21 protein-coding genes are annotated in these 21942 nt (G+C 64.7%); all 21 read left to right on the top strand.

Translation table 11 applies throughout. The annotated features are described in order from the left end of the window. Nucleotides 1–175 precede the first annotated feature (175 nt). Nucleotides 176–1858: a phospho-sugar mutase gene (locus tag B5E66_RS02555; RefSeq protein WP_087228412.1), complete on the top strand. Its 1683-nt coding sequence runs from the start codon at nucleotides 176–178 to the stop codon at nucleotides 1856–1858. Nucleotides 1859–2057: 199 nt separating this feature from the next. Beyond that, nucleotides 2058–3239: a 2-C-methyl-D-erythritol 2,4-cyclodiphosphate synthase gene (gene ispF, locus B5E66_RS02560; RefSeq protein WP_087228413.1), complete on the top strand. Its 1182-nt coding sequence runs from the start codon at nucleotides 2058–2060 to the stop codon at nucleotides 3237–3239. A 6-nt stretch (nucleotides 3240–3245) separates the two neighbouring features. Then, nucleotides 3246–4139 carry a diadenylate cyclase CdaA gene (cdaA, locus tag B5E66_RS02565; RefSeq protein WP_087228414.1) on the top strand — a complete coding sequence of 298 codons (894 nt, stop codon included), beginning with the start codon at nucleotides 3246–3248 and terminating at the stop codon, nucleotides 4137–4139. Next, complete coding sequence (locus B5E66_RS02570) at nucleotides 4136–5440, top strand: CdaR family protein (RefSeq protein WP_087228415.1); 1305 nt, start codon at nucleotides 4136–4138, stop codon at nucleotides 5438–5440. Before cdaA ends, B5E66_RS02570 begins: the two co-directional genes overlap by 4 nt. Before the next feature lie 41 nt (nucleotides 5441–5481). Then, the gene (locus B5E66_RS02575; protein ID WP_087228416.1) at nucleotides 5482–7077 is read left to right on the top strand and encodes an NAD(P)/FAD-dependent oxidoreductase; all 1596 of its coding nucleotides are present in this window, start codon (nucleotides 5482–5484) and stop codon (nucleotides 7075–7077) included. 11 nt (nucleotides 7078–7088) lie between these two features. Further along, a complete protein-coding gene (locus B5E66_RS02580; protein ID WP_087228417.1) occupies nucleotides 7089–8513 on the top strand; it encodes a 5-bromo-4-chloroindolyl phosphate hydrolysis family protein in 1425 nt (474 codons plus the stop codon). Then, the gene (recJ, locus tag B5E66_RS02585) at nucleotides 8510–10654 is read left to right on the top strand and encodes a single-stranded-DNA-specific exonuclease RecJ (RefSeq protein WP_087228418.1); all 2145 of its coding nucleotides are present in this window, start codon (nucleotides 8510–8512) and stop codon (nucleotides 10652–10654) included. The genes B5E66_RS02580 and recJ overlap by 4 nt, the downstream gene beginning before the upstream one ends. A 1-nt stretch (nucleotide 10655) precedes the next feature. Continuing rightward, a complete protein-coding gene (locus tag B5E66_RS02590) occupies nucleotides 10656–12971 on the top strand; it encodes a RelA/SpoT family protein (RefSeq protein WP_087228419.1) in 2316 nt (771 codons plus the stop codon). Nucleotides 12972–12988: 17 nt separating this feature from the next. Next, nucleotides 12989–13450, top strand: a complete 462-nt coding sequence (dtd, locus tag B5E66_RS02595) for a D-aminoacyl-tRNA deacylase (protein ID WP_087228420.1) — start codon at nucleotides 12989–12991, stop codon at nucleotides 13448–13450. A gap of 1 nt (nucleotide 13451) precedes the next feature. Next, on the top strand, nucleotides 13452–14063 hold the full coding sequence (locus tag B5E66_RS02600) for an MBL fold metallo-hydrolase (protein WP_087228421.1): 612 nt from the start codon (nucleotides 13452–13454) through the stop codon (nucleotides 14061–14063). 4 nt (nucleotides 14064–14067) lie between these two features. Continuing rightward, complete coding sequence (hemZ, locus tag B5E66_RS02605; RefSeq protein ID WP_087228422.1) at nucleotides 14068–15510, top strand: coproporphyrinogen dehydrogenase HemZ; 1443 nt, start codon at nucleotides 14068–14070, stop codon at nucleotides 15508–15510. Next, nucleotides 15488–16441, top strand: coding sequence for a uridine kinase family protein (locus tag B5E66_RS02610; RefSeq protein ID WP_087228423.1), 954 nt, complete (start codon nucleotides 15488–15490; stop codon nucleotides 16439–16441). Before hemZ ends, B5E66_RS02610 begins: the two co-directional genes overlap by 23 nt. 148 nt (nucleotides 16442–16589) lie before the next feature. Continuing rightward, on the top strand, nucleotides 16590–17084 hold the full coding sequence (locus B5E66_RS02615) for a zinc ribbon domain-containing protein (protein ID WP_242958061.1): 495 nt from the start codon (nucleotides 16590–16592) through the stop codon (nucleotides 17082–17084). Between the two features lie 174 nt (nucleotides 17085–17258). Then, a complete protein-coding gene (locus B5E66_RS02620; RefSeq protein ID WP_087228424.1) occupies nucleotides 17259–17987 on the top strand; it encodes a MazG family protein in 729 nt (242 codons plus the stop codon). A gap of 19 nt (nucleotides 17988–18006) precedes the next feature. Next, on the top strand, nucleotides 18007–18276 hold the full coding sequence (locus tag B5E66_RS02625) for an HU family DNA-binding protein (protein WP_087228425.1): 270 nt from the start codon (nucleotides 18007–18009) through the stop codon (nucleotides 18274–18276). 82 nt (nucleotides 18277–18358) lie between these two features. Next, nucleotides 18359–18610 carry an RNA-binding S4 domain-containing protein gene (locus B5E66_RS02630; protein WP_087228426.1) on the top strand — a complete coding sequence of 84 codons (252 nt, stop codon included), beginning with the start codon at nucleotides 18359–18361 and terminating at the stop codon, nucleotides 18608–18610. 42 nt (nucleotides 18611–18652) lie between these two features. Continuing rightward, nucleotides 18653–18943 carry a YabP/YqfC family sporulation protein gene (locus B5E66_RS02635; protein WP_242955943.1) on the top strand — a complete coding sequence of 97 codons (291 nt, stop codon included), beginning with the start codon at nucleotides 18653–18655 and terminating at the stop codon, nucleotides 18941–18943. After that, a complete protein-coding gene (locus B5E66_RS02640) occupies nucleotides 18943–19392 on the top strand; it encodes a hypothetical protein (protein WP_087228428.1) in 450 nt (149 codons plus the stop codon). The genes B5E66_RS02635 and B5E66_RS02640 overlap by 1 nt, the downstream gene beginning before the upstream one ends. Before the next feature lie 46 nt (nucleotides 19393–19438). After that, complete coding sequence (locus tag B5E66_RS02645; protein WP_087228429.1) at nucleotides 19439–19735, top strand: septum formation initiator family protein; 297 nt, start codon at nucleotides 19439–19441, stop codon at nucleotides 19733–19735. A gap of 79 nt (nucleotides 19736–19814) precedes the next feature. Beyond that, on the top strand, nucleotides 19815–20321 hold the full coding sequence (locus tag B5E66_RS02650; RefSeq protein ID WP_087228430.1) for a S1 RNA-binding domain-containing protein: 507 nt from the start codon (nucleotides 19815–19817) through the stop codon (nucleotides 20319–20321). Nucleotides 20322–20417: 96 nt separating this feature from the next. Next, nucleotides 20418–21623: a THUMP domain-containing class I SAM-dependent RNA methyltransferase gene (locus tag B5E66_RS02655; RefSeq protein WP_087228431.1), complete on the top strand. Its 1206-nt coding sequence runs from the start codon at nucleotides 20418–20420 to the stop codon at nucleotides 21621–21623. Nucleotides 21624–21942: the final 319 nt, after the last annotated feature.

Raw genomic sequence — 21942 nt, forward strand, 5'->3', positions numbered from 1 at the left:
CGCCTGAAGCGCTGCCCTGTTTTTGTGCCTTTTGCCGGTTTTAAGCCCCTAATCTTGTTGCATATTATAGAATTGACAGACCTGTCCCCAGAGCATAAACTATAAATAGAGTTTTGTAATATCCAAGGGGGGAATCTGCCCTCCCGCATATGAAAGCAAAGGTAAGGTGTTCACAATGTATCTGGATGAATACAAGCGCTGGATGGCGGCCGATCTGGAGGACGCCGATCTCAAGCCCGAGCTGGCAAAGATCGAGGGGAACGATGCGGAGATCAAGGACCGCTTTGCTGTTGCACTGAAGTTCGGCACCGCCGGCCTGCGGGGCGTGCTGGGTGCCGGCACCAACCGGATGAATATTTATGTGGTGCGTCAGGCCACCCAGGGCCTGGCCAACTGGGTCAAGACCCAGGGCGGCACCCAGACCGTGGCCATCAGTTACGACAGCCGCATCAAGAGCGACGTCTTTGCCAAGACGGCTGCCGGCGTCCTGGCGGCCAACGGCATCCAGGTGCGGATCTACGACGCCCTGATGCCCGTGCCGGCTCTGAGCTTCGCCACCCGGTACTATAACTGCAATGCGGGCATCATGGTGACCGCTTCCCACAACCCCGCCAAGTACAACGGCTACAAGGCCTACGGTCCCGACGGCTGCCAGATGACCGATGACGCCGCCGCCATCGTCTACGACGAGATCCAGAAGACCGACGTGCTCACCGGCGCCAAGTACATCTCCTTTGCCCAGGGCGTGGAGCAGGGTCTGATCCGCTTTGTGGGGGATGACTGCAAGCAGGCCCTCTACGAGGCCATCGAGGCCCGCCAGGTGCGTCCCGGCCTGTGCAAGACCGCCGGCCTCAAGCTGGTGTACAGCCCGCTGAACGGTTCCGGCCTGGTGCCCGTCACCCATGTGCTGAACGACATCGGCATCACCGATATCACCATCGTGCCCGAGCAGGAGTACCCCAACGGTTACTTCACCACCTGCTCCTACCCCAACCCCGAGATCTTCGAGGCCCTCAAGCTGGGCCTGGAGCTGGCCGAGAAGTCGGACGCAGACCTGATGCTGGCCACCGACCCCGACGCCGACCGCGTGGGCATCGCCATGAAGTGCCCCGACGGCAGCTATGAGCTGGTGACCGGCAACGAGATGGGCGCTCTGCTGCTGGATTATATCTGCGCGGGCCGCATCGAGAAGGGCACCATGCCCAAGAACCCGGTGGCGGTCAAGTCCATCGTCTCCACCCCCCTGGCGGACGCCATTGCCGCCCACTACGGCGTGGAGATGCGCAGCGTGCTGACCGGCTTCAAGTGGATCGGCGACCAGATCGCCGGCCTGGAGGCCGCCGGTGAAGTGGACCGCTTCATCTTTGGCTTTGAGGAGAGCTACGGCTATCTGGCCGGCCCCTATGTGCGGGACAAGGATGCGGTCATCGGCTCGATGCTGATCTGTGAGATGGCTGCCTACTACCGCAGCATCGGTTCTTCCATCAAGCAGCGCCTGGAGGAGATCTACGCCCAGTACGGCCGTTACCTGAACAAGGTGGACAGCTACGAATTCCCCGGCCTGACCGGCATGGACAAGATGGCCGGCATCATGAAGAGCCTGCGGGAGAATCCCCCGACAGACTTTGCAGGCCACAAGGTGGTCAAGGTGACCGACTACGAGAAGCCCGAGGAGACCGGCCTGCCCGCAGCCAACGTGCTGATCTACACCCTGGAAGGCGGCGCCACCGTGGTGGTGCGTCCCTCCGGCACCGAGCCCAAGATCAAGACCTATTTCACCACGCTGGGCAAGGATCTGGCCGAAGCCCAGGCCCAGAAGGACGCCCTGGCGGCAGCCCTGAAACCCCTGCTGGCCTGAGAGAAACGAGCCAACAAATGACCCCAAACTGAATTTGTTGCAGCGCCCCCGCAGCCGCGGGGGCGTTTTTCTTGTGTGGATGCGGTGAAATGGTTGCAGTTTACAGGGCGATGCGCTATAATAATAATCGGATTTTTGTAAGATATGCTGGGCCTTTGCCGCTTTGGGGCGGGGCAGGCGCAAAGATAGGAACAAGCAGATGAAAAAGAGAGCATCGGCAGTCATACTGGCGGCAGGCACATCCAGCCGGATGGGCTTTGATAAACTGGCCTTTGACCTGGGCGGGGAGACCGTGCTGGGCCGCAGCATCCGGGCCTTTGATACATGTCCCAAGATCGGGGAGATCATCCTGGTGACCGGGGAGGACTGTGCCCTGGCCCAAAAGGAAGCGGCCCGCTGCCGCAAGCCGGTCCATCTGGTGACGGGAGGCGCCACCCGCGCAGAGAGCGCCCGCAGGGGAGTGGCTGCGGCGTCGGGGCAGATGGTGGCCATCCACGACGGGGCCCGGCCGTTTGTCAGCCATGCCGTCATCCAGGAGGCCCTTGCCGGGGCGGAGGAGTGGGGCGCGGCGATTCCGGCCGTGCCGGTCAAGGATACGGTCAAACTCGGCGCCGCGGGGGATGGCCGGTCCGTCCCGCCCCAGTGCCTGGTCCACTATACCCCCAACCGCAGCACCCTGTACGCGGTGCAGACCCCCCAGTGCTTTGACCGTGACACGTATCTGCGGGTGTCGCAGCAGCTGGAGGAAGAGGAGGCCAGCCAGGTCACCGACGACGCCAGCCTGTTTGAGCTGGCGGGGCTGCCGGTGCTGCTGACCCAGGGGGACTACGCCAACTACAAGATCACCACCCGGGAGGACCTGCCCGCTTCGGCCCGCCCCAGACAAGGAGGAAACACCATGCGCATCGGTCACGGTTATGACGTCCACCGCCTGGTGGAGGGCCGGCCCCTGATTTTGGGCGGGGTGACGGTCCCGTTTGAGAAGGGCCTGCTGGGCCATTCGGACGCCGACGTGCTGACCCACGCGGTGATGGACGCGGTGCTGGGCGCCGCGGCCCTGGGGGACATCGGCCGGCACTTCCCCGACACCGATCCCGCCTATGCGGGGGCGGACAGCCTGGCGCTGGCCCGGCAGGTCCGCCGCATCCTGGCTCAGGCGGGCTGGCAGGTGGTCAACATCGACGCCACCATCCTCTGCCAGCGGCCCAAACTGGCCCCCTATATCCTCACCATGGGCCAGAACCTGGCCGACGCCTTTGGCCTGCCCGCAGGGGCGGTCAGCGTCAAGGCCACCACGGAGGAGCATCTGGGCTTTACGGGGGAGGGACTGGGCATTGCCGCTCACGCCGTCGCCCTGATCCAGCCCTATGGACAGGAGTGATATCCCATGAACTGGAGTTCCATCATAGCCAATTTTCAGACCTTCAATCTGGCAGACCTGCTGGATGTGCTGGTGGTGACCTTTGTGATCTACCAGATCTTCGGCATCGTCAGCCGCACCCGGGCGGGACAGGTGGCCCGGGGCGCGCTGGTGGTGGCCCTGATCTATTTGATCGCCACCACCGCCCATATGCGCACCGTCACCTGGATCATGAACTCGCTGCTGCAAGTGGGCCTGCTGACCCTGGTGGTCATCTTCCAGCCTGAGATCCGCCGGGCCCTGGAGCGGATGGGCCAGACCGACAAATGGTTTTTGAAGCTGTTCCGCGTGCGCCATGTGGACCCTGCCACGCGGGGCAGCTGGCGCAGCGCCATCATTGCCATCTGCGACGCGGCCGAGCGCTTTTCGGAGACCAAGACCGGCGCGCTGATCGTGCTGGAACGGCGCACCGACCTGTCCGAGATCGAGCGCACCGGCACTCCGGTGGACTGTGAGGTCAATCCCGAGGTGCTGGGCACCATCTTCTATGAGGGCACCCCCCTGCATGACGGCGCGGCCATCATCGAGGACGGCCGCATCAAGGCGGCGGGGTGCGTGCTGCCCTTGTCCAACAACCTGGACCTGGGCAAGGATATGGGCACCCGGCACCGGGCCTGCCTGGGCATTGCGGAAAATTCGGACGCCATCGCCATCGTGGTCAGCGAGGAGACCGGCATCATCTCGATGGCCAAAAACGGCGTGCTGATCCGCCACTTTGACCGTCAGACCCTGTACACCCGCCTGGTGGATGAGATGATCCCCAAGGAAGCCGCCTCGGACAAGGGACGCAGCTTCGATACCTTCAAGGGCCAGGTGCTGTCCCTGATGGATTGGCGGAAAAAGGAGGGTGAAGGCAAATGAATCCCATCAAGAAAAAGACCTCCCGGCTGGAGAGCCTGCTCCAGAACCGCTCGATCCTGGAGGACCGCCGCGTGCGGCTGGTCCTGTCGGCTCTGCTGGCAGTGGCGCTGTGGGTGGTCATCACCACGGTGGTCCAGCCCGGCACCGCCATCACCCTCAGCGGGGTGCCGGTGGACTACGATTACGACGCCAGCGTCTACACATCCCGGGGCCTGAGCATCGTCCAGGCCCCCAGCAAGACGGTGAACCTGACCGTCTCGGGGGACGGCTATACCATCGGCCAGCTGCGGGCCGAGGACTTTGTGGTCTATCCCGACTGCTCGTCGGTGCGCTCCAGCGGCACCAAGACCCTGCAGCTGCGGGTCCGCTGCATCAACAGCGCGGTGGCGGGGAATATTTCGGTCTCGATCGCCAATACCGATAGTACGGTGGACATCGTTTTTGACGTTGTGGAGGAAAAGACCCTCCCGGTCCAGGTGAACACCCGCTATCTGACCATCGAGGATGGCTACATCCTGTACAGCACCGCGGCCTCCAATGAGACGGTCACCCTGACCGGCCCCTCCAGCGAACTGGCCGATGTGGCTTCCTGCACCGCGGAGGTCAGTTACAACGACCCGCTGAACGACAGCGTGACGGTGGATACCCACCTGCGCTTCTACAACGAGAGCGGCCATGAGCTCACCTTTGACTATGTCACCCTGGACCATGATACGGTGGAAGTCACCCTGACTGTATACAAAACGGCACAGCTGCCTGTCAATGTACGATTTGTAAACACACCTCCCAACTTTGATGACTCGGTGCTGATCTACAGCCTGAGCCAGACCGAGCTGCGGGTGGCCGGCCCGGCGGATGTGGTGGACAACCTCTCGGAGCTGGCAGTGGGCACCATCGACCTGTCCACCTTTGCGCTGGACAAGGTGTATGAAATGCCCATCACCCTGCCTTCGGGCCTGGTGTCTTTGGACAATGTGGACACGGTGACGGTCAGCTTCAACTGCAGCGCCATGGCCACCAAGACCCTGAACATCCCGGCCGAGAACATCGAGGTGATCAACCTGCCCTCCACCTACCAGCTGACGGTGGAGAGCGACCGGCTGATGAACGTGACCCTCTGCGGCCCCGCCTCGGTGCTGGAGAGCCTGACCGCCGACCAGGTGGTGGCCCAGATCGACGCCGATGACTTCGCTGTGTCCCTGGGTCAGCAGAACATTGCGTGCAGCATCTATGTGCCCGCGGACGGGCGGATCTTTGTGCTGGGCAGCTACACGGTCCCCTGCCGGATCGAGAGCAACTGACGCCCCGTCCATCCATCACGACAGAAACGGAAAAAGAAAGAATGATCCTGGTCAGAGATATCCGTCTGCCCCTCTCCGCCGGGGAGGAGCAGGCTTTCGGGCAGGCTCTGCGCATCCTGCGCCTGCCCCTGGGCAAGGTCCGGCAGATGGGGGTGTCCCGCCTGTCGGTGGACGCCCGCCACGGCCGGCCCAAGCTGGTCTATACCATTGCGGTAACGCTGAAAAATGAGGGTGAGGAACCTGCTTTTGCGGGGGCCTCGCCCTGCGTTGCTCTACGTCAGGAGCCGCAGTTCTGCATCACGCCGGGCATCCGGCCCCTGGAAGGGCGCCCTGTGGTGTGCGGCCTGGGCCCTGCGGGCCTGTTCGCAGCCCTGACTCTGGCCCAGCAGGGGTTTGCCCCCATCGTGCTGGAGCGCGGCCCCGCCCTGGAGGACCGGGTGCGGGCGGTGGAACACTTTTCCGCCACGGGAGAGCTGGACGAAAACGCCAACATCCAGTTTGGCGAGGGAGGCGCGGGCACCTTCTCGGACGGCAAGCTCACCACCCGGATCGGAGACTCCCTGTGCGGCTATGTGACCCGGGTGTTTTTGGCCCACGGGGCTCCGCCCGAGATCGCCTGGCAGCAAAAGCCCCATGTGGGCACCGACCTGCTGCGGGGCGTGATCACCTCCATCCGGAAAGAGATCGAGGCGCTGGGGGGCCAGGTGCGGTTCAACACCGCTCTCACCGGCCTCAAGGTGCAAAACGGCGCCCTGGCCGGCGTCAGCACCACCGCAGGGGACATCCCCTGCAAGGCTCTGGTGCTGGCGGTGGGTCATTCGGCGCGGGATACCTTCGAGGCCCTGATGGACGGGGGGCTGGCTTTCAGCTGCAAGCCCTTCAGCGTGGGATTCCGGGCCGAGCACCTGCAAAGCGAGATCGAAAAGAGCCTGTATCACGAAGCCGCCGGCCATCCGGCCCTGCCCCGGGGGGAGTATCAGCTCTCCCAGCAGGTGGATGGGCGGGGGGTGTATACCTTCTGTATGTGTCCGGGAGGCCAGGTGGTGGCAGCGGCCAGCGAAGCGGGCCGGGTGGTCACCAACGGCATGAGCTACCACGCCCGGGATGGCAGAAACGCCAACGCCGCCGTGGTGGTAGGGGTGGGTTCCGAGGACTTCGGGGGCGACCCGCGGCGGGCCATCGCCTTCCAGCGGGAGCTGGAGGCCCGGGCGTTCCGGGCCGGGCGGGCCGGCGGGCTTTATGCGGCGCCGGCTGAAAATGTGACCAGCTTCCTGGAGGGAGAGGGCCGGCTCAGGATCGGCCGGGTGGAACCCACCTACGACCGCGGCGTGGTGCCTGCCGATCTGGGCAGCCTGCTGCCGGCCGGGCTGGCCGGAGCGCTGCGGGCCGGGCTGCGGGCCTTCGACCGCAAGCTGGCGGGATACGCTTCTCCCGAGGCCATCCTCACCGGCCTTGAGACCCGGACTTCCAGCCCGGTGCGGCTGGCCCGGGGAGAGACCTACGAGTGTACCCAGCTGCCCGGCCTTTACCCCTGCGGCGAGGGGGCGGGCTACGCGGGCGGCATCATGAGCGCCGCCGTGGATGGTCTGCGGGTGGCAGCAGCGATAGCAAGCCGGTATTGCCCGGCGGGAGATTGAGGGGAAAAGGCATGGACGAACAGGATAAGAAGGACAAGCAGAATCAGAAAAGGGACACGGCTGCCGTCCAGGAGGAACTGGAGCAGCAGCTGCGGGACCTGGGAGTGGGCGTGAACGAGCTGAAGGACGCCGTCAACGACGCCTTTCGCCACGGCTTTGAGGGCCGGGGAGACGAACTGGGCCGCCATGTGAACCATGTGGCCAGCGATGTCACCGCCGTGCTGAACAGCGTGGTGGGGGAGGTGGCCGGCGCCTTTCAGGATGCCATGGACCTGGAGAGCGGAGCCGACAAGGAAGAACGGGCCGAACGCCGCCGCCAGCGGGAACACCGCCGGTGGCAGCAGCGGGAAGCCCGCCGCGCCGCCCGCCGGGACAACCCGGAGAGTCAGGCCTACGACTATGCCCAGGACTGGCAGACCGGCCCCGGCAAGATCAGCTGGGGGCGCTACCGCTCGGACGGAAAGCGCGGGCAGAGCCCCGACCCCGGGGACAACTACGACCGCGCCATCCGCTGGAGCGCCAGAAAGCGCTGCGGCATCGGCCTGGCGCTGTCCATCACCTTCGGCATTCTGGCTTTCAGCTTTTTTGTGGGAGCGATCGCCTGCTTCATCAGCACCGAAGCGCTGGTGGTGAGCAGCATCCCCGTGGCGGAGGCGGCCCTGGCCTGGACCGGCATCGGCCTGATGGTGGGCGGCGGCCTGTGCACCGGCGGGGCCCTGTACGGGTGCGAACAGCTGGAAGCCTCCAGGCTGCTCAACCGCTGCGCCGACGCCTTTGCGGGGCTGGATGTGTCGGAGGGGGTGGACCTGGACGACCTGGCCGGCCTGCTGCAAATGAAAAAGAAAAAGCTGCGCAAGCAGCTGCGGGAACTGATCAACCGGGGCTGGCTGACCGGCTGGATGGATGAGCGCAGCAACCTGCTGTTTTTGAGCGCCGCCGACTACCGTGCAGCCCACAACATTGCGGCTCCCCAGCCCGCGCCGGAGCAGCCCAAGCCCCAGGAGGAAGAGGAGGCAAAGCCCCTCCATCTGGAGACGGCCCGGCGGTTTGCCCAGGTGCTGGCCAAGGAGCGCCGGCTGATGACCGACCCCACCGCGGCCGACGAACTGGAAAAGATGCAAAAGACCACCGAGGCCATCTGCGCCTGGCTGGAGAGCCACCCCGAGAGCGCGCCCCGGGCCCGGCGGTTTGCGGAATATTATATCCCCACCACCCTCAAGCTGCTGCACACCTACAACGATGTGCAGGGCCAGAAGGGGGACAACGCCGAGGCCATCCGGCGGGATATCGGCGGCATCCTGCACACCCTGAATACCGCCTATGAGAACCTGTACGACAACCTGCTCAGCGATGCGGCCCTGGATGTGTCCAGCGAGATCGCGGCCCTGGAAGGGATGCTGGCCAGCGATGGCCTGACCGGGGAGGGGCTGCTATGACGGGCCGTCCGTGGGAACTGCGCCCGCTGGACCGGGAAGCGGTGGCCGGACTGCAGGAGGCCATTGCCGAGGAGCGCACCGACCAGCTGGAGATGGAGGCCGCCTATGAGGGGAACGAGTGGGACGACGCCAAGCACGACGCCGTCCTGAACGCCCAGCTGAAAGAAGCCTCCCTGCTGGCGGGGCTGCTGGCGGCCCGGGGCCTGACCCAGCCGGAGGAGGCTTTGTCCTTTCTGGCGGGGGAGGATACCCTCAGCGACCCCATGCTGATGCAGGATATGGACAAGGCCTGCGCCCGCATCCGCCAGGCTCTGGATACCGGCGAGACCATCGTGGTGTATGGGGACTACGACGTGGACGGCGTCACCGCCACCTCTCTGCTGTACGAACAACTGAAAGGGCTGGGCGGGACGGTCAAATGTATGCTGCCCAGCCGGGAAGGGGACGGCTACGGCCTGTCCAAGCGGGCCATCGACCGCATCCACAATAAGGGCTATACCCTGATCGTCACGGTGGACAACGGCATCTCGGCGGTGGAGGAGGCGTCCTATGCGGCCTCTCTGGGCATCGACGTGGTGATCACCGACCACCATGTGCCCCCCAGCGTGCTGCCCCAGGCGGTGGCCGTGGTGGATCCCAAGCGCCGGGATGACGAAAGCCCCTTCAAGGACCTGTGCGGCGCAGGAGTGGCCTTCAAGCTGTGCGCCGCTTTGGAGAACTGTATGCCCGAGGAGCTGCTGGAGTTTTGCAGCGACCTGGCCGCCATCGGCACGGTGGCCGATGTGATGCCCCTCACAGGGGAGAACCGCACCATCGTCAAGGCGGGACTGCAAAGCCTGCAGCACACCCAGCGGCCCGGCCTGTGCGCCCTGCTGGAGGAAACGGGGCTGGCGGGCAAGACGGTGAGCGCCGACAACGTCAGCTTTGGCATTGCGCCCCGGCTGAACGCGGCGGGCCGGATGGACAGCGCCGTCACGGCCCTGCAGCTGGTGCTCTGCCAGGACCCCGCCCGCGCCGCCGGCCTGGCCCGCCAGCTGAATGAGGTCAACGCCCAGCGTCAGGAGACCGAACAGAAGATCGAGCACGCGGTGGAGGAGATGCTGGCCGCCGACCCGGCCCGCACCGAGGACCGCATCATGCTGCTGTGGGGCCAGGGCTGGCACCAGGGAGTCATCGGCATCGTGGCGTCCCGGCTGGTGGAAAAATACGGCCGGCCGGTGATGGTGGTGTCGGTGGCCGAAAACGGCGAGGCCAAGGGCAGCGGGCGCAGTGTGCCCGGCTTTGACCTGCACGCCTGCATCACCGCCTGCGCCGACCTGCTGATCCGCTTTGGGGGCCACCCCATGGCGGCGGGGCTTCTGGTGCGGGAGGAAAACCTGCCCGAACTGCGCCGCCGGATGAACGAGTGGGCCGCCCGGGAATGCCCGGTGATCCATGTGCCGCCCCTGATCTGCGATCTGTCCCTCCGGCTTGGCCGGGTGACGGTGGAGGAGGTGCGGGCGGTGGAGCGGATGGCCCCCTTTGGGGCCGACAACCCCGCCCCGGTGTTCCTTTTGGAGAATGCGGTGGTGGAGGGCGTCTACCCCGTGTCCGACGGCAAGCACAGCCGGCTGCGGCTGAACCAGGGGGGCGCAGGGCTGTATGCGGTCTGGTTCGGGATGTCCCCCGAGCGGGTGCCCTACCAGCCGGGGGATGCAGTGGACGCAGCCCTCAGCCTGTCGGTGTACGAAGGGGCCCGCGGGGCCCAGCTGTCCGGGCGGATCATCGACCTGCACCCGGCGGGCCTGGGTCCGGACGCGGCCCGGCAGGCGGCGTTGGTGGAAGCGCTGCGCCGCGGCGCGTCCCTGACGGCGGAGGAGCGGCAGCTGGTCCGCCCCACCCGTGAGGAGACGGCCGCCGTCTATCGTGAGCTGAAGACCCGGCGCTGGCACGCCGAGGATCTGCAGCCTCTGTATGCAAAAATGGGCACCGCCAACACAGGCAAGACCCTGGTGGCCCTCACCGCGCTGATGCAGGTGGGCCTTGTGGAAGTGGTCCACCGGGGGGACGTGCCCTTTCTGGAGCTGGTGCGGGTCAAGGAGAAGAAGAACCTGGCCGACGCGCCCATCCTGAGATGTCTGGAGGATTTGGAGGAGAAGTAATATGCCAGAGGGAAAGAAAACAGCAGTTCCTGCCCCTGCGCAGGATTCCTATACCGCCAAGAGCCATTTGCAGCATCAGGTGCGGGAGATCGGCACGGTGGCGGCCACAGCCCGCCCCGCCGAGGCGGTGGACTATATGGTCCCCTCCGAGGCCCGGCCCGAGATCATCACCTATGACAAGCTGATGGAGGCCATCCAGGCCAGCGGCCGGCCCTACAACATGGAGATGATCGAAAAGGCCTATCACACCGCCGACCAGGCCCATCAGAACGTCCGCCGCCGCAGCGGGGAACCCTATATCTGCCATCCTTTGGCGGTGGCCCGGCTGGTGCTGGATCTGGGCATGGACAGCGAGAGCATCGCCGCCGCCCTGCTGCACGATGTGGTGGAAGATACCCCCATCACGGTGGACGAGATCAAGTCGTCCTTCGGGGCCGATGTGGCCCTTCTGGTGGACGGCGTCACCAAGCTGACCAAGATCCAGTTCTCCAGCATCGAGGAGCAGCAGGCCGAGAACCTGCGCAAAATGCTGTTGGCCATGAGCCAGGATGTGCGGGTCATGATCATCAAACTGTGCGACCGGCTGCACAATATGCGGACCGGGGACGCCTGGCCCGAACAGAAGCGCCGGGACAAGGCCCGGGAGACGATGGAGGTGTATGCCCCCATCGCCAACCGCCTGGGCATCCTGAACATCAAGGAGGAACTGGAGGACCGCAGCCTGCACTACCTGGACCCCGTGGGCTATGAGGAGATCAGCAAGCTGCTGAGCGAGAGAGCGGGGGAGGAGTTTTTGGCCGGGGTGTCCAGCCTGATCGAAAAGCGGCTGGAGGAAAGCGGCATCAAGGGCGCCGCCATGAAGCGCCGGGTCAAGAGCATCTATGGCATCTACCGCAAAATGTTCATCCAGAACAAGTCCTTTGACGAGATCTATGACATCTATGCGGTGCGGATCATCCTGGACACCATCACCGAGTGTTACAGTGCCCTGGGGCTGATCCACGATATGTACCATCCGCTGCCCAACCGGTTCAAGGACTATATCTCCACCCCCAAGCCCAACGGCTACCAGAGCCTGCACACCACCGTCATCGGGCATGAGGGCATCCCCTTTGAGGTGCAGATCCGTACCCGCCAGATGGATGAGCAGGCGGAATACGGCGTGGCGGCCCACTGGAAGTACAAGGAGGGCATCGGCGGCCATGACAAGCTGGACGAACGCCTGGCCTGGGTGCGCCAGCTGCTGGAAAACCAGCGGGTGTCGGAGGATTCGGGCAATTTGCTGCACGACCTCAAGAGCGACCTGCTGCCCGAGGAAGTGTTCGCCTTCACCCCCAAGGGGGATGTGATCAATCTGCCGGCGGGGGCTACCTGCATCGACTTTGCCTACGCCATCCATTCGGCGGTGGGCAACCGGATGGTGGGCTGCAAGGTGAACAACCGGATGGTCCCCATCGACCATGTGGTGGCCACCGGCGAGATCATCGAGGTGATCCTGGGCCCGGCCGACAAGGGCCCCAGCCGGGATTGGCTGAAGATCGTCAAGACCAGCGAGGCCAAGAGCAAGATCCGCAACTGGTTCAAAAAGATGCGCCGGGACGAGAATATCTCGGAGGGCCGGGACGCTTTGGCCAAGGAACTGCGCCGGGAGGGCATCCTGATCCCGGACGACAAGCTGGACGAGTTCGTGGGGGGCTGCTGCCGCCGGATGCGCCAGAACAGCGCCGAGGACCTGTACGCAGCCATCGGCTATGGGGGCATCACCATCGCCAACTGCATCCCCAAGTTCAAAGAGGAATACCAGAAGCTGCGGGCGGCCGAGAACCCGCCGGTGGAACTGCCCAAGGTGGACCTGCGCAAGGTGCATTCCACCGACGGGGTGGTGGTGGAGGGCTTTGACAATACCCCCATCAAATTTGCCAAGTGCTGCAACCCCCTGCCCGGGGACCCCATCGTCGGCTTCCTCACCCGGGGCTTCGGGGTGTCCATCCACAAGGCCAACTGCGTCAACGCGGTGGCCAGCCAGAAGGACCCCGCCAACGCCCCCCGCTGGGTCAAGGCCTACTGGGCCGACAGCGTCAAGGACAGCTATAAGGCGGGACTGGAGATCGTGGCGCTGGACCGCAACGACCTGCTGAAGGACGTGCTGAACGCGCTGTCGGATATGCGGGTGCCCATCTACACCATGAACGCCCGCCAGACAGACAACTATGGCGTCGTCAACCTGACCATCGGCATCAACAACACCGATCATCTGGACCGGGTGGTGGCCAGGCTGGCCAAGATCAAGGACGTGCTGAAGGTGACCAGAGGCTGACAGAAAAAGGAGACAAGATGAGAGCAGTGATTCAGGCCGTATCCTCCGCCAGCGTGCGGGTGAACGGCGGAGACCCCCGGGCCATCGGCCCCGGGCTGGTGATCCTGTTTGGGGTCAAGGACACCGACACCCTGGATATGGTGCCCCGCTTTGCAGAAAAATGCGCCGGCCTGCGCATCTTCCACGATGCGGACGGCAAGCTCAACCGCAGCGCCAGGGACAACGGCTATTCGGCCCTGGTGGTGTCCCAGTTCACCCTGTACGGGGACACCAAGAAGGGGATGCGCCCCAGCTTCATCCGGGCGGCCAAGCCCCCGCTGTCGGTGCAGGCTTACGAGCTGTTTGTGGCCGAGATGGAAAAGCAGGGCCTGAAAGAGGTCAAGCACGGGGAGTTTGGGGCGGATATGCAGGTGGCCCTTGTGAACGAGGGCCCCTGCACCATTGTAATGGATACCGACGAGTGGAAGAAGGGAGACTGAGATGAAGGCATACCATGTTGTGGGGCAGGCCCCCATGTATACCAATACCTTCCTGCTGATCTCGGAGGCGGGCCACGGGGTGGTCATCGACCCGGCGGCGGCCGCAGCCGATTACGGCCAGCTGCTGCGCAAGGAGGGAGCCTCCCTCACCCATATCTTTTGCACCCACGGCCACTTTGACCATGTGGGCAGCGCCGCCGAACTCAAAGAGGAGTGGAACGCAAAGCTCTGGTGCGAGGCCGCCGACCTGGAAGGCGGGCAGTTCTACCCCCTGACCCAGGCCGACAGCGGCTACCAGGAGGGGGGCGTCATCCAGGTGGATGAGATGTCCTTCACGGTGTGGCATACCCCGGGGCACACCCCCGGCAGCGTCTGCCTGCTGTGCGGGGAATACCTGTTCACCGGGGACACCCTGTTTGCGGGCAGTGTGGGCCGCACCGACCTGCCCGGCGGCAGTACCCGCCAGCTGTCGGATTCGCTGCGCAAGCTCGCGGGGCTGCCCATCCCGCCCACGGCTCAGGTCCTGCCCGGCCACGGGGACCTGTCCACCTTTGGGGAAGAGCTGAAGAACAACTGGTATATCCGCAAGAGCGTATCCAGACAGGATTGGTAAACGTATGAAGATCTATATCACAGGGCTGCCCTCGGGCTACGATGTGGAGCATCTGGTCCGGCTGTTCTATCCGATGGCGCCCCTTACCCTGACCCCGCCTGCCGACGGGGAGGACTGCGTCTGGGCCAGCAAAGGGGAAGACGGCCTCTCGGTGCTGGTGCGGGAACAGGGCCGGAGCCGGACTGCCTCTGCCCCTCTGCCCCGGGACGATAGCCCCGAGTTTGCCCTGGCCAGCCTGGCCTATGGGCTGCTGCGCAGCTGGACCGGCCTGCGGCCCCCCTGGGGCAAAATGACCGGGGTACGGCCGGTGCGGCTGATCCATGACAAGCGGGCCGCCGGCTGGACCGCAGAGCAGATCGACCGGTATTTTCTGGAGCGGTTCGACTGTTCCCCCGAAAAATACCAGATGGCCCGGGCCATTGCCGACTTGCAGGGACCCATCCTGCGCCGGGGCGCCGAACCCCGGGCGTACAGCCTCTACATCGGCATCCCCTTCTGCCCTTCCCGGTGCAGCTATTGCAGCTTTGTCAGCTGCAACCTGGACCGGGACCGCAAGCTGGTGCAGCCCTATGTGGACTGCCTGTGCCGGGAACTGGAGGCCATCCGGGCCCAGGCGGACCAGGCCGGATTGCATTTGCAGACCATCTACATCGGCGGAGGCACCCCCACCAGCCTGTCGGCCGGGCAGCTGCGCCAGCTGATGGGCGCCGTGCGGGATCTCTTTCCCCTGGAAGGGCTGGCGGAATACACGGTGGAGGCGGGCCGCCCCGACTGCACCGACGCCGAAAAGCTGGCGGTCATCAAGGAGTACGGGGCCACCCGCATCTCCATCAATCCCCAGACCTTCTCGGACCAGGTGCTGGCCAACATCGGCCGCCGCCACACCGCCCGGGATATCCTGGACTGCTACGCGGCCGCCCGGGCGGCGGGGCACACCGACATCAATATGGACCTGATCGCCGGCCTGCCCGGGGACACGGTGGAGGGCTTTGCGCACAGCCTGCGCACCGCCATCGACCTGGACCCCGAAAACATCACGGTGCACACTTTGACCCTCAAACGGGCTTCCCGCATCGTGATGGAGGACCAGGAGGACAACCGCTACGCCGATGTGGCCGCCATGCTGGAGCGCTGCGGCCTGCTGGCCCAGGCGGGCTATCGGCCCTACTATCTCTACCGGCAGAAGAACACCCTGCAGAACCTGGAGAACGTGGGCTGGTGCAAGCCGGGCCGGGAGGGCTATTACAACATTTATATCATGGAGGAAGTGCAGACCATCCTTTCGGCCGGCGCGGGGGGCAGCACCAAGCTGGTGGATGCCGGCGGCCACAGGATGCAGCGCATCTTCAATTTCAAGTACCCCAATGAATACATCCAGCGCTTTGACCAGGTGTTGGAGCGCAAAAAAGGAGTGTCTGCGTTTTATGATCACGATTTGGGTACCTAAGCGCCTGGTGGAGATCGACCTGCTGAATGTGGCGGCCCGCAGCGGCCCCCAGCTGGTGCAGGTATGCGAGGACAGCTATGCCCGGCGGCTGCAGTATGCCGCCCAGAAAGTGCGCCAGTCGGGGGCCAAGATCATCATGCTGACAGGTCCCTCGGCCAGCGGCAAGACCACCACCGCCCACAAGCTGGCGGCCGCCCTGACCGAGATGGGCACGCCGGCCCAGGTCATCAGCCTGGACAACTTCTTCCGCGGGTCCCAGTATTACCCCCGGATGCCGGACGGCACCCTGGACTACGAGCACCCCGACACTTTGGATATGCCCCTGATCCGCCAGTGCCTGCAGGAGCTGAGCCAGACCGACAAGACGGTGCTGCCCATCTATGACTTTGTGCGGGAAGAGCGGTCGGAGGAGACCGAGGCCATCGACCTGGCGGGAGGCGTCTGCATCGTGGAGGGCATCCACGCCCTCAATCCCATGCTGACCAGCCTGGTGCCCTCGGGCCATGTCTACCGCATCTATGCGGGCCTGCGGGAGGAATACTGCCAGGAGGGCCGCCGCCTGATCAACACCCAGAACATCCGGCTGTGCCGCCGGGTACTGCGGGACGCCGCCGCCCGGGGCCGCAGCCCCGAGCAGACCCTGGCCATGTGGGACCGGGTGCTGGACGGCGAGACCCGATATATCAAGGGCTTCAAAAATACGGCCGACTTTTTGCTGGATACCGCTTTCAGCTACGAGCTGGGGATCATCGCGGGGCTGCTGCCCGAGGTGGGCCGCAGGATGTCCCCCGACAGCCGCTACACCGAAATGTGGGACGAGGCGGCCCGCCGCTTTGAGCATGTGCAGCCTCTGGACCGTCAGCTCATCCCCCCGGGAGCCATGCTGCGGGAGTTCTACGCCGGCGTGGGCGGAGATGGGAGCAAGGTGTAAAAATTTTTGGCTGGAAGGCCCATCAATCTGTAAAAGCTGCGGCCGGATTGTTGCATCATGCTGCAAAGTGCGGTATACTGGATCTATACCGGACCCGCTGCCCGGCGGGCAGAGGGCGCCGGAAACGATGGAGAAGCGAGGTGTCTCAATGATGGATGCAGAGAAATGGAAGGATACCATCCTGGCCAAGAGCCGTGAATACATGGAGATCGGCGTCAGCGTGGCCAGCGACCTGACCGAAAAGGGCAAGACCCAGGCCAGGATCCTGTCCAACCAGGCCAAGATCAGCCGGGCGCAGCGGCAGCTGGGCGCGCTGGTGTACAGCCTGGCCAAGGGCAACGAGGAAAACCAGCCCCTGGTCGATAAGTATATCGATATGATCGACTCGATCGAGCAGGAGAACCGTCAGCTGAAAGCAAAGCTGACCCCCACCGAGGCCGACGAGGTGGAGCACGTGGTCCAGACCGAGGCCGACCTGGCGGACGTCATGGCAGACCCCGCCGGGGAGGAACAGCCCGCCGATGAGCCGGCTGACGTGCAGGACGGCCAGGAGGCCGGACCCGCCAAAAAGTTCTGTCCCCAGTGCGGCGCCGAGGTGGCGCCCGACGCGCTGTTCTGCAACAAGTGCGGCGCGCAGCTGTAACAGGGCACAGGCAAGGGACCACGGGCGCTCCCGCACAGGGGGCGCCTTTTGCATCCCATCCGGCCCGGCGGTGAAAATTGGGGAAAATCGGCGCAAACACTTGAAAATCCGCGCTGTATAAGGTACAATGATTTGGGATTTGCGCCGCGCTGCGGCGGGAAGGAGGGCGCCTGGATGACCGACTGGCCCGAGAAGGAACACTATACGGCAGAGGATCTGGTGCAGATCATCCGCATCCTGCGGGACCCGGAGCAGGGGTGCCCCTGGGATAAGGTGCAGACCCATCGGTCCATCCGCAAAAATTTCCTGGAGGAGACCTGCGAGGTGCTGGAAGCCATCGACGCGGATGACCCCGGGATGCTGCGGGAAGAACTGGGGGATGTGCTGATGCAGGTGGCCTTCCACGCGGTGCTGGAGGAAGAACAGGGCCGCAGTGACTTTTCGGACATCTGCCGGGAAGTGTGCCAAAAGCTCGTGTTCCGCCACCCGCATGTGTTTGCTTCCTCCGCGGCGCAGAATGCCGGAATAAACGGCTGGGACGCGCTCAAAAATAAGGAAAAGGGCCGCCGTACCCTGGCCGACGAGCTGGACACGGTGCCGGCCACCCTGCCGGCGCTGATGCGCGCGCAGAAGATGCAAAAGCGGGCGGCAGCCCACGGCTGCGGCCCCGCAGGCCAGCAGGAAGCCCTGGACGCATTGGCCGGGGCCTGGGAGCGCTGGCAGGATGCCGCCCGTGCCCCCGCCGCAGAGGAGCAGCGGGCCCAGGCAGCGGGACAGCTGCTGTTTGCCGCGGTGGATTCCATCCGGCTGGCGGGCCTGGACGCCGAGGAGGCATTGACATTCACATCCAAAGCGTTCTGCCGCACCCTCGAGCAGGGGCAGGGCGCCGAGAAAGACAAATGAATCATTGGGAGGTACCATTATGACCAAGGCTGATCTGACCGCACAGGTTGCGGCAAATACCGACATGACCAAAAAGGACGCCGACAAGGCGGTCAACGCTGTCTTCGAGGCCCTCAGCCGGGCCCTGGCGAACGGCGAGAAGGTCACCATCTCGGGCTTTGGCACGTTTGAGGTCCGGGAGCGCGCCGAGCGGCAGGGCATCAACCCCCGCACCCAGGAGCCCATCACCATCGCTGCATCCCGCAGCATCGTTTTCAAGCAGGGCAAGGCGCTGAAGGATTCGCTGTGAGCCTGTTCTGACCATCACCGCTGCCGGAAGGGTCCGCCCTGTGCGGATGTGCCGGCAGCTTTTTTGTGCAAAGGAGCAATGTATGCGTCTGGATAAATACCTCAAGGTCTCCCGCCTCATCAAGCGGCGGACGGTGGCAAACGAAGTGGCCGACGCCGGCCGCATCCTGATCAACGGAAAAGTGGCCAAGGCCAGCGCCGCCGTGGCCCCCGGGGATGTGATCGAGATCACCTTCGGCAACCGGCCGGTCAAGGTACGGGTGCTGTCGGATGCCGAGCCCCGCACCAAGGACGTGGCCCGGGAGATGTACGAGATCGTTTCGGAAGGGGAATAAACCCGCCGCCCCGCCGCATACAACATAGCGGAGGGGATCACTATGTCGATGGAAAAACAGGCCGCCCGCCCCGCGGAAGCCGAGCCCCACACCCTGATCCTGGAGCAGCGGTCCAGCCTGACGGTGACGGGGGTGCGCCGGGTGATCCGGTGCGACCCGGACAGCGCGGCCCTAGAGACAGGGGACTGCGTGCTGAACCTTTCGGGGGCGCAGCTCAGCGTCACCGCTCTGGACCTAGACCGGGGCGAGGCCAGGCTTTCGGGGCGGATCGATGCGCTGGAATACACCGAGGCCCGGACCCCAGGCGGCTTTCTGCGCCGCCTGACCCGCTGATGGCCCCGGTCCTGGCCCCCTGGCAGGCCGGGTGGGATCTGGCCTGCTGCCTGTACCTGGGCGGCCTGGTGGGGGCTCTGCGCGCGGTGGCCCCCGGCCGGGGCAGGGGGGCTTTTCTGCCCGATATGGCCCTGGTGGGGATGCTGCTGCTGTTTTTGCAGAGCTATGCCGCCGGTTACAGCCAGGCGGGCAGCCTGCGCTGGTACATGGTGGCCGGAGGGGCTGCGGGAGTCCTGGCCGCCCAAAGCCTGCTGGGGCCTCTGGCTGCAAGGGTTTGGCGTGTGGTGCTGTGGCCCTGGCGGGCTGCGGTGAAGCGGACGCGGCCGGCGCTGCGGGCAGCCCGGGCCGCTCTGGCGGCCCGCCGCAAAACGAAACCGGCCCGCGCAGCAAAAAATCCCAAAAAGAGCTTGCAAAATACCGCGCACCTGTTGTATAATTCAAACGTATAACGAATCGGTTGTACGCGGTTTTATCCATGGAACGGAGGCGGGCGAAATGGCGCGGACCCGTAAAAAGTCAAAGACCCTGTGGTGGGGCGTCACCAGGCTGTTTTTTGTGCTGCTGCTGCTGAGCATGCTGGCGGCTTACATTTCCAATCAGGTGACCATCAGCTCCAAACAGGCCGAGCTGGACGCACTGAACGATCAGATCGCCCAGCAGCAGGCCGAGAACGAGGAGCTGGAGCGGATCCTCAGCGGCGACCCCGACGAGGTGGCCGAGTGGATCGCCCGGGACTCTTACGGCTATGCGGCGCCCAACGAGCGGATCATCGTGGATATATCGGGCAACTGAGGCGACTGTTTGCGGCGGGCCGCTTTTGCGGGTTGCGGGCGGCCCGGAAGATTCCAGGGCAGAAGAAAGGGTATGAGCTTTGATAGAGGTTGGTAATATTTTCGAAGGCCGGGTCACCGGCATCAAGCCGTTTGGCGCTTTTGTGGCCCTTCCGGAAGGACGGGTGGGCATGGTGCACATTTCGGAGGTGTCCAACTCCTTTGTGCAGGATATCGCCGCAGTGCTGCATGAAGGGGAGACCGTCAAGGTCAAGGTGATCAACGTTTCCCCCGAGGGCAAGATCGCCCTGTCCATCAAGCAGCTGCTGCCTGCGCCCGAGCGCCCCGCCCGGGAAGGCGGCCGCGGCGGCCGGCCGGCAGGGTCCAAAGAAGGCCGGGGCGGTGGCCGCGGCCCCCGGCGTCCCAAAGAGGACGGACCCCGGGTATGGCAGCCCAAGCCGCCGGCCAGGAGCGATAACCTCTCCTTTGAGGATATGATGAGCCGCTTCAAGAGCCAGAGCGAGGCCAAGCTGGCCGACCTGGACCATGAGTCGGGCGGACGCCGGGGCGGGTATGCCTCCCGCGGGCGCCGGGGCGGCGGCCGCTGAGCGCCTTTTTGCCAGAACCGAACCAGGAAACACCGGGCCTGCCCCACAGTCAGGGGGCGGGCCTGTTTTGCTGTGATAAAAAGAAAGGATATGAGTATGCCTGCAACCTTTGAATTGATCGCACCCTGCTTTTTCGGCTGCGAATCCACCGCCGGCTTCGAGCTGCGGCGGCTGGGCGCGGAGGACCTGCGGGTCACCGACGGGCGGCTGACCTTCCGGGGCGGCGCCGACCTGATCGCCGCAGCCAACCTCAATCTGCGCACGGTGGAACGGGTGCTGCTGCTGCTGGCCAGCTATCGGGCCGATACCTTTGACGAGCTGTTTGACGGGGTGTACGCCATCCCCTGGGAGGAGCTGCTGCCTGCCGACGCGGCCTTCCCGGTGAAGGGCTCCTCTTTGAACAGCAAGCTGTCCAGCGTGCCCGCCTGCCAGAGCATCATCAAAAAGGCCATCGTCAAGCGGCTGATGCGGGGCCACCGCACCTCGGTGCTGCCCGAGACAGGCAGCGAATACCGGGTGCAGTTTCTGCTGCGGAAGGACCAGTGTGAGATCATGCTGGATACCAGCGGCGAGGGCCTGCACAAGCGCGGTTACCGCCGCAACGCCATGGAGGCCCCGCTGCGGGAAACACTGGCCGCCACCATCGCCGACCTGGGCCGGGTGCGCCGGGACAGCCTGGTGGAGGACCCCTTCTGCGGCAGCGGCACGCTGGTGATCGAAGCGGCCCAGAAGGCGCTGAACATTGCGCCGGGCCTGCACCGCCGGTTTGCGGCAGAGCATTACAGCTTTGTGCCCGCCCAGGTGTGGGCACGGCAGCGGCAGAAAGCCCTGGAGGAGATCAAGCAGGACGCGGCCTTTGAGGGGTACGGTTACGACATCGACCCCGCCGCCATCCAGCTGGCCCAGGCCAATGCCCGTCTGGCCGGCGTGGACAAGCGCTGCCGCTTTGAGGTGGCGGATGTGGCCGGGTTTGCCCCCCGGCCCCAGGCCATCGTGCTGACCAACCCGCCCTATGGGGAGCGGATGAGCACCATCGACGGGGCGGCCCGCCTGGCCAGGACCTTTGGCCGCCAGATGGAAGCGAACCCCTGCGCCGGGGTGTATGTCATCACGGCGGATATGGAGTTCGAGGCCCACTATGGCCGCCGCGCCACCAAGCGCCGCAAGATGTACAACGGCATGATCCCTTGCCAGGTCTATATGTATTACGATGCACCCGCAGCCAAAACGGCCCGTCCCATGCCCAAAGAGGGCTTTGACGGCCGCCGGGCCCGCCCCAAAGGGCAGGAACAGGACCGCTGAGGGTACAGATGGGGGCGCTGCGGGCCGCAGACGCCCCCTTTTCTCACCGCAGGGCGGGCTTTCCGGGTGCGGGCCGTGCCGCTTTTTGGGAGAAAAGGGCCTTCCAGATACCTGTTTGAGAGAAATGATATTGAAAAACGCCTAACAATGAGCCAAGAAACTGATATGCAAGAGAATGACGTCCATACATCAAAAAGCGGGTCGTTTCAGCAGGCGGACGGAATCTTTTCAGGGACAAATGGAAAGAGTTTTCAAATAGGAATTGCATCTGAAGGCAAAATCGATTATACTAGGAACGATAAGCGGCTGCTGCGGCCCG

The sequence above is a fragment of the Faecalibacterium sp. An121 genome (assembly GCF_002160915.1).
Classification (GTDB): Bacteria; Bacillota; Clostridia; order Oscillospirales; family Ruminococcaceae; genus Faecalibacterium; species Faecalibacterium avium.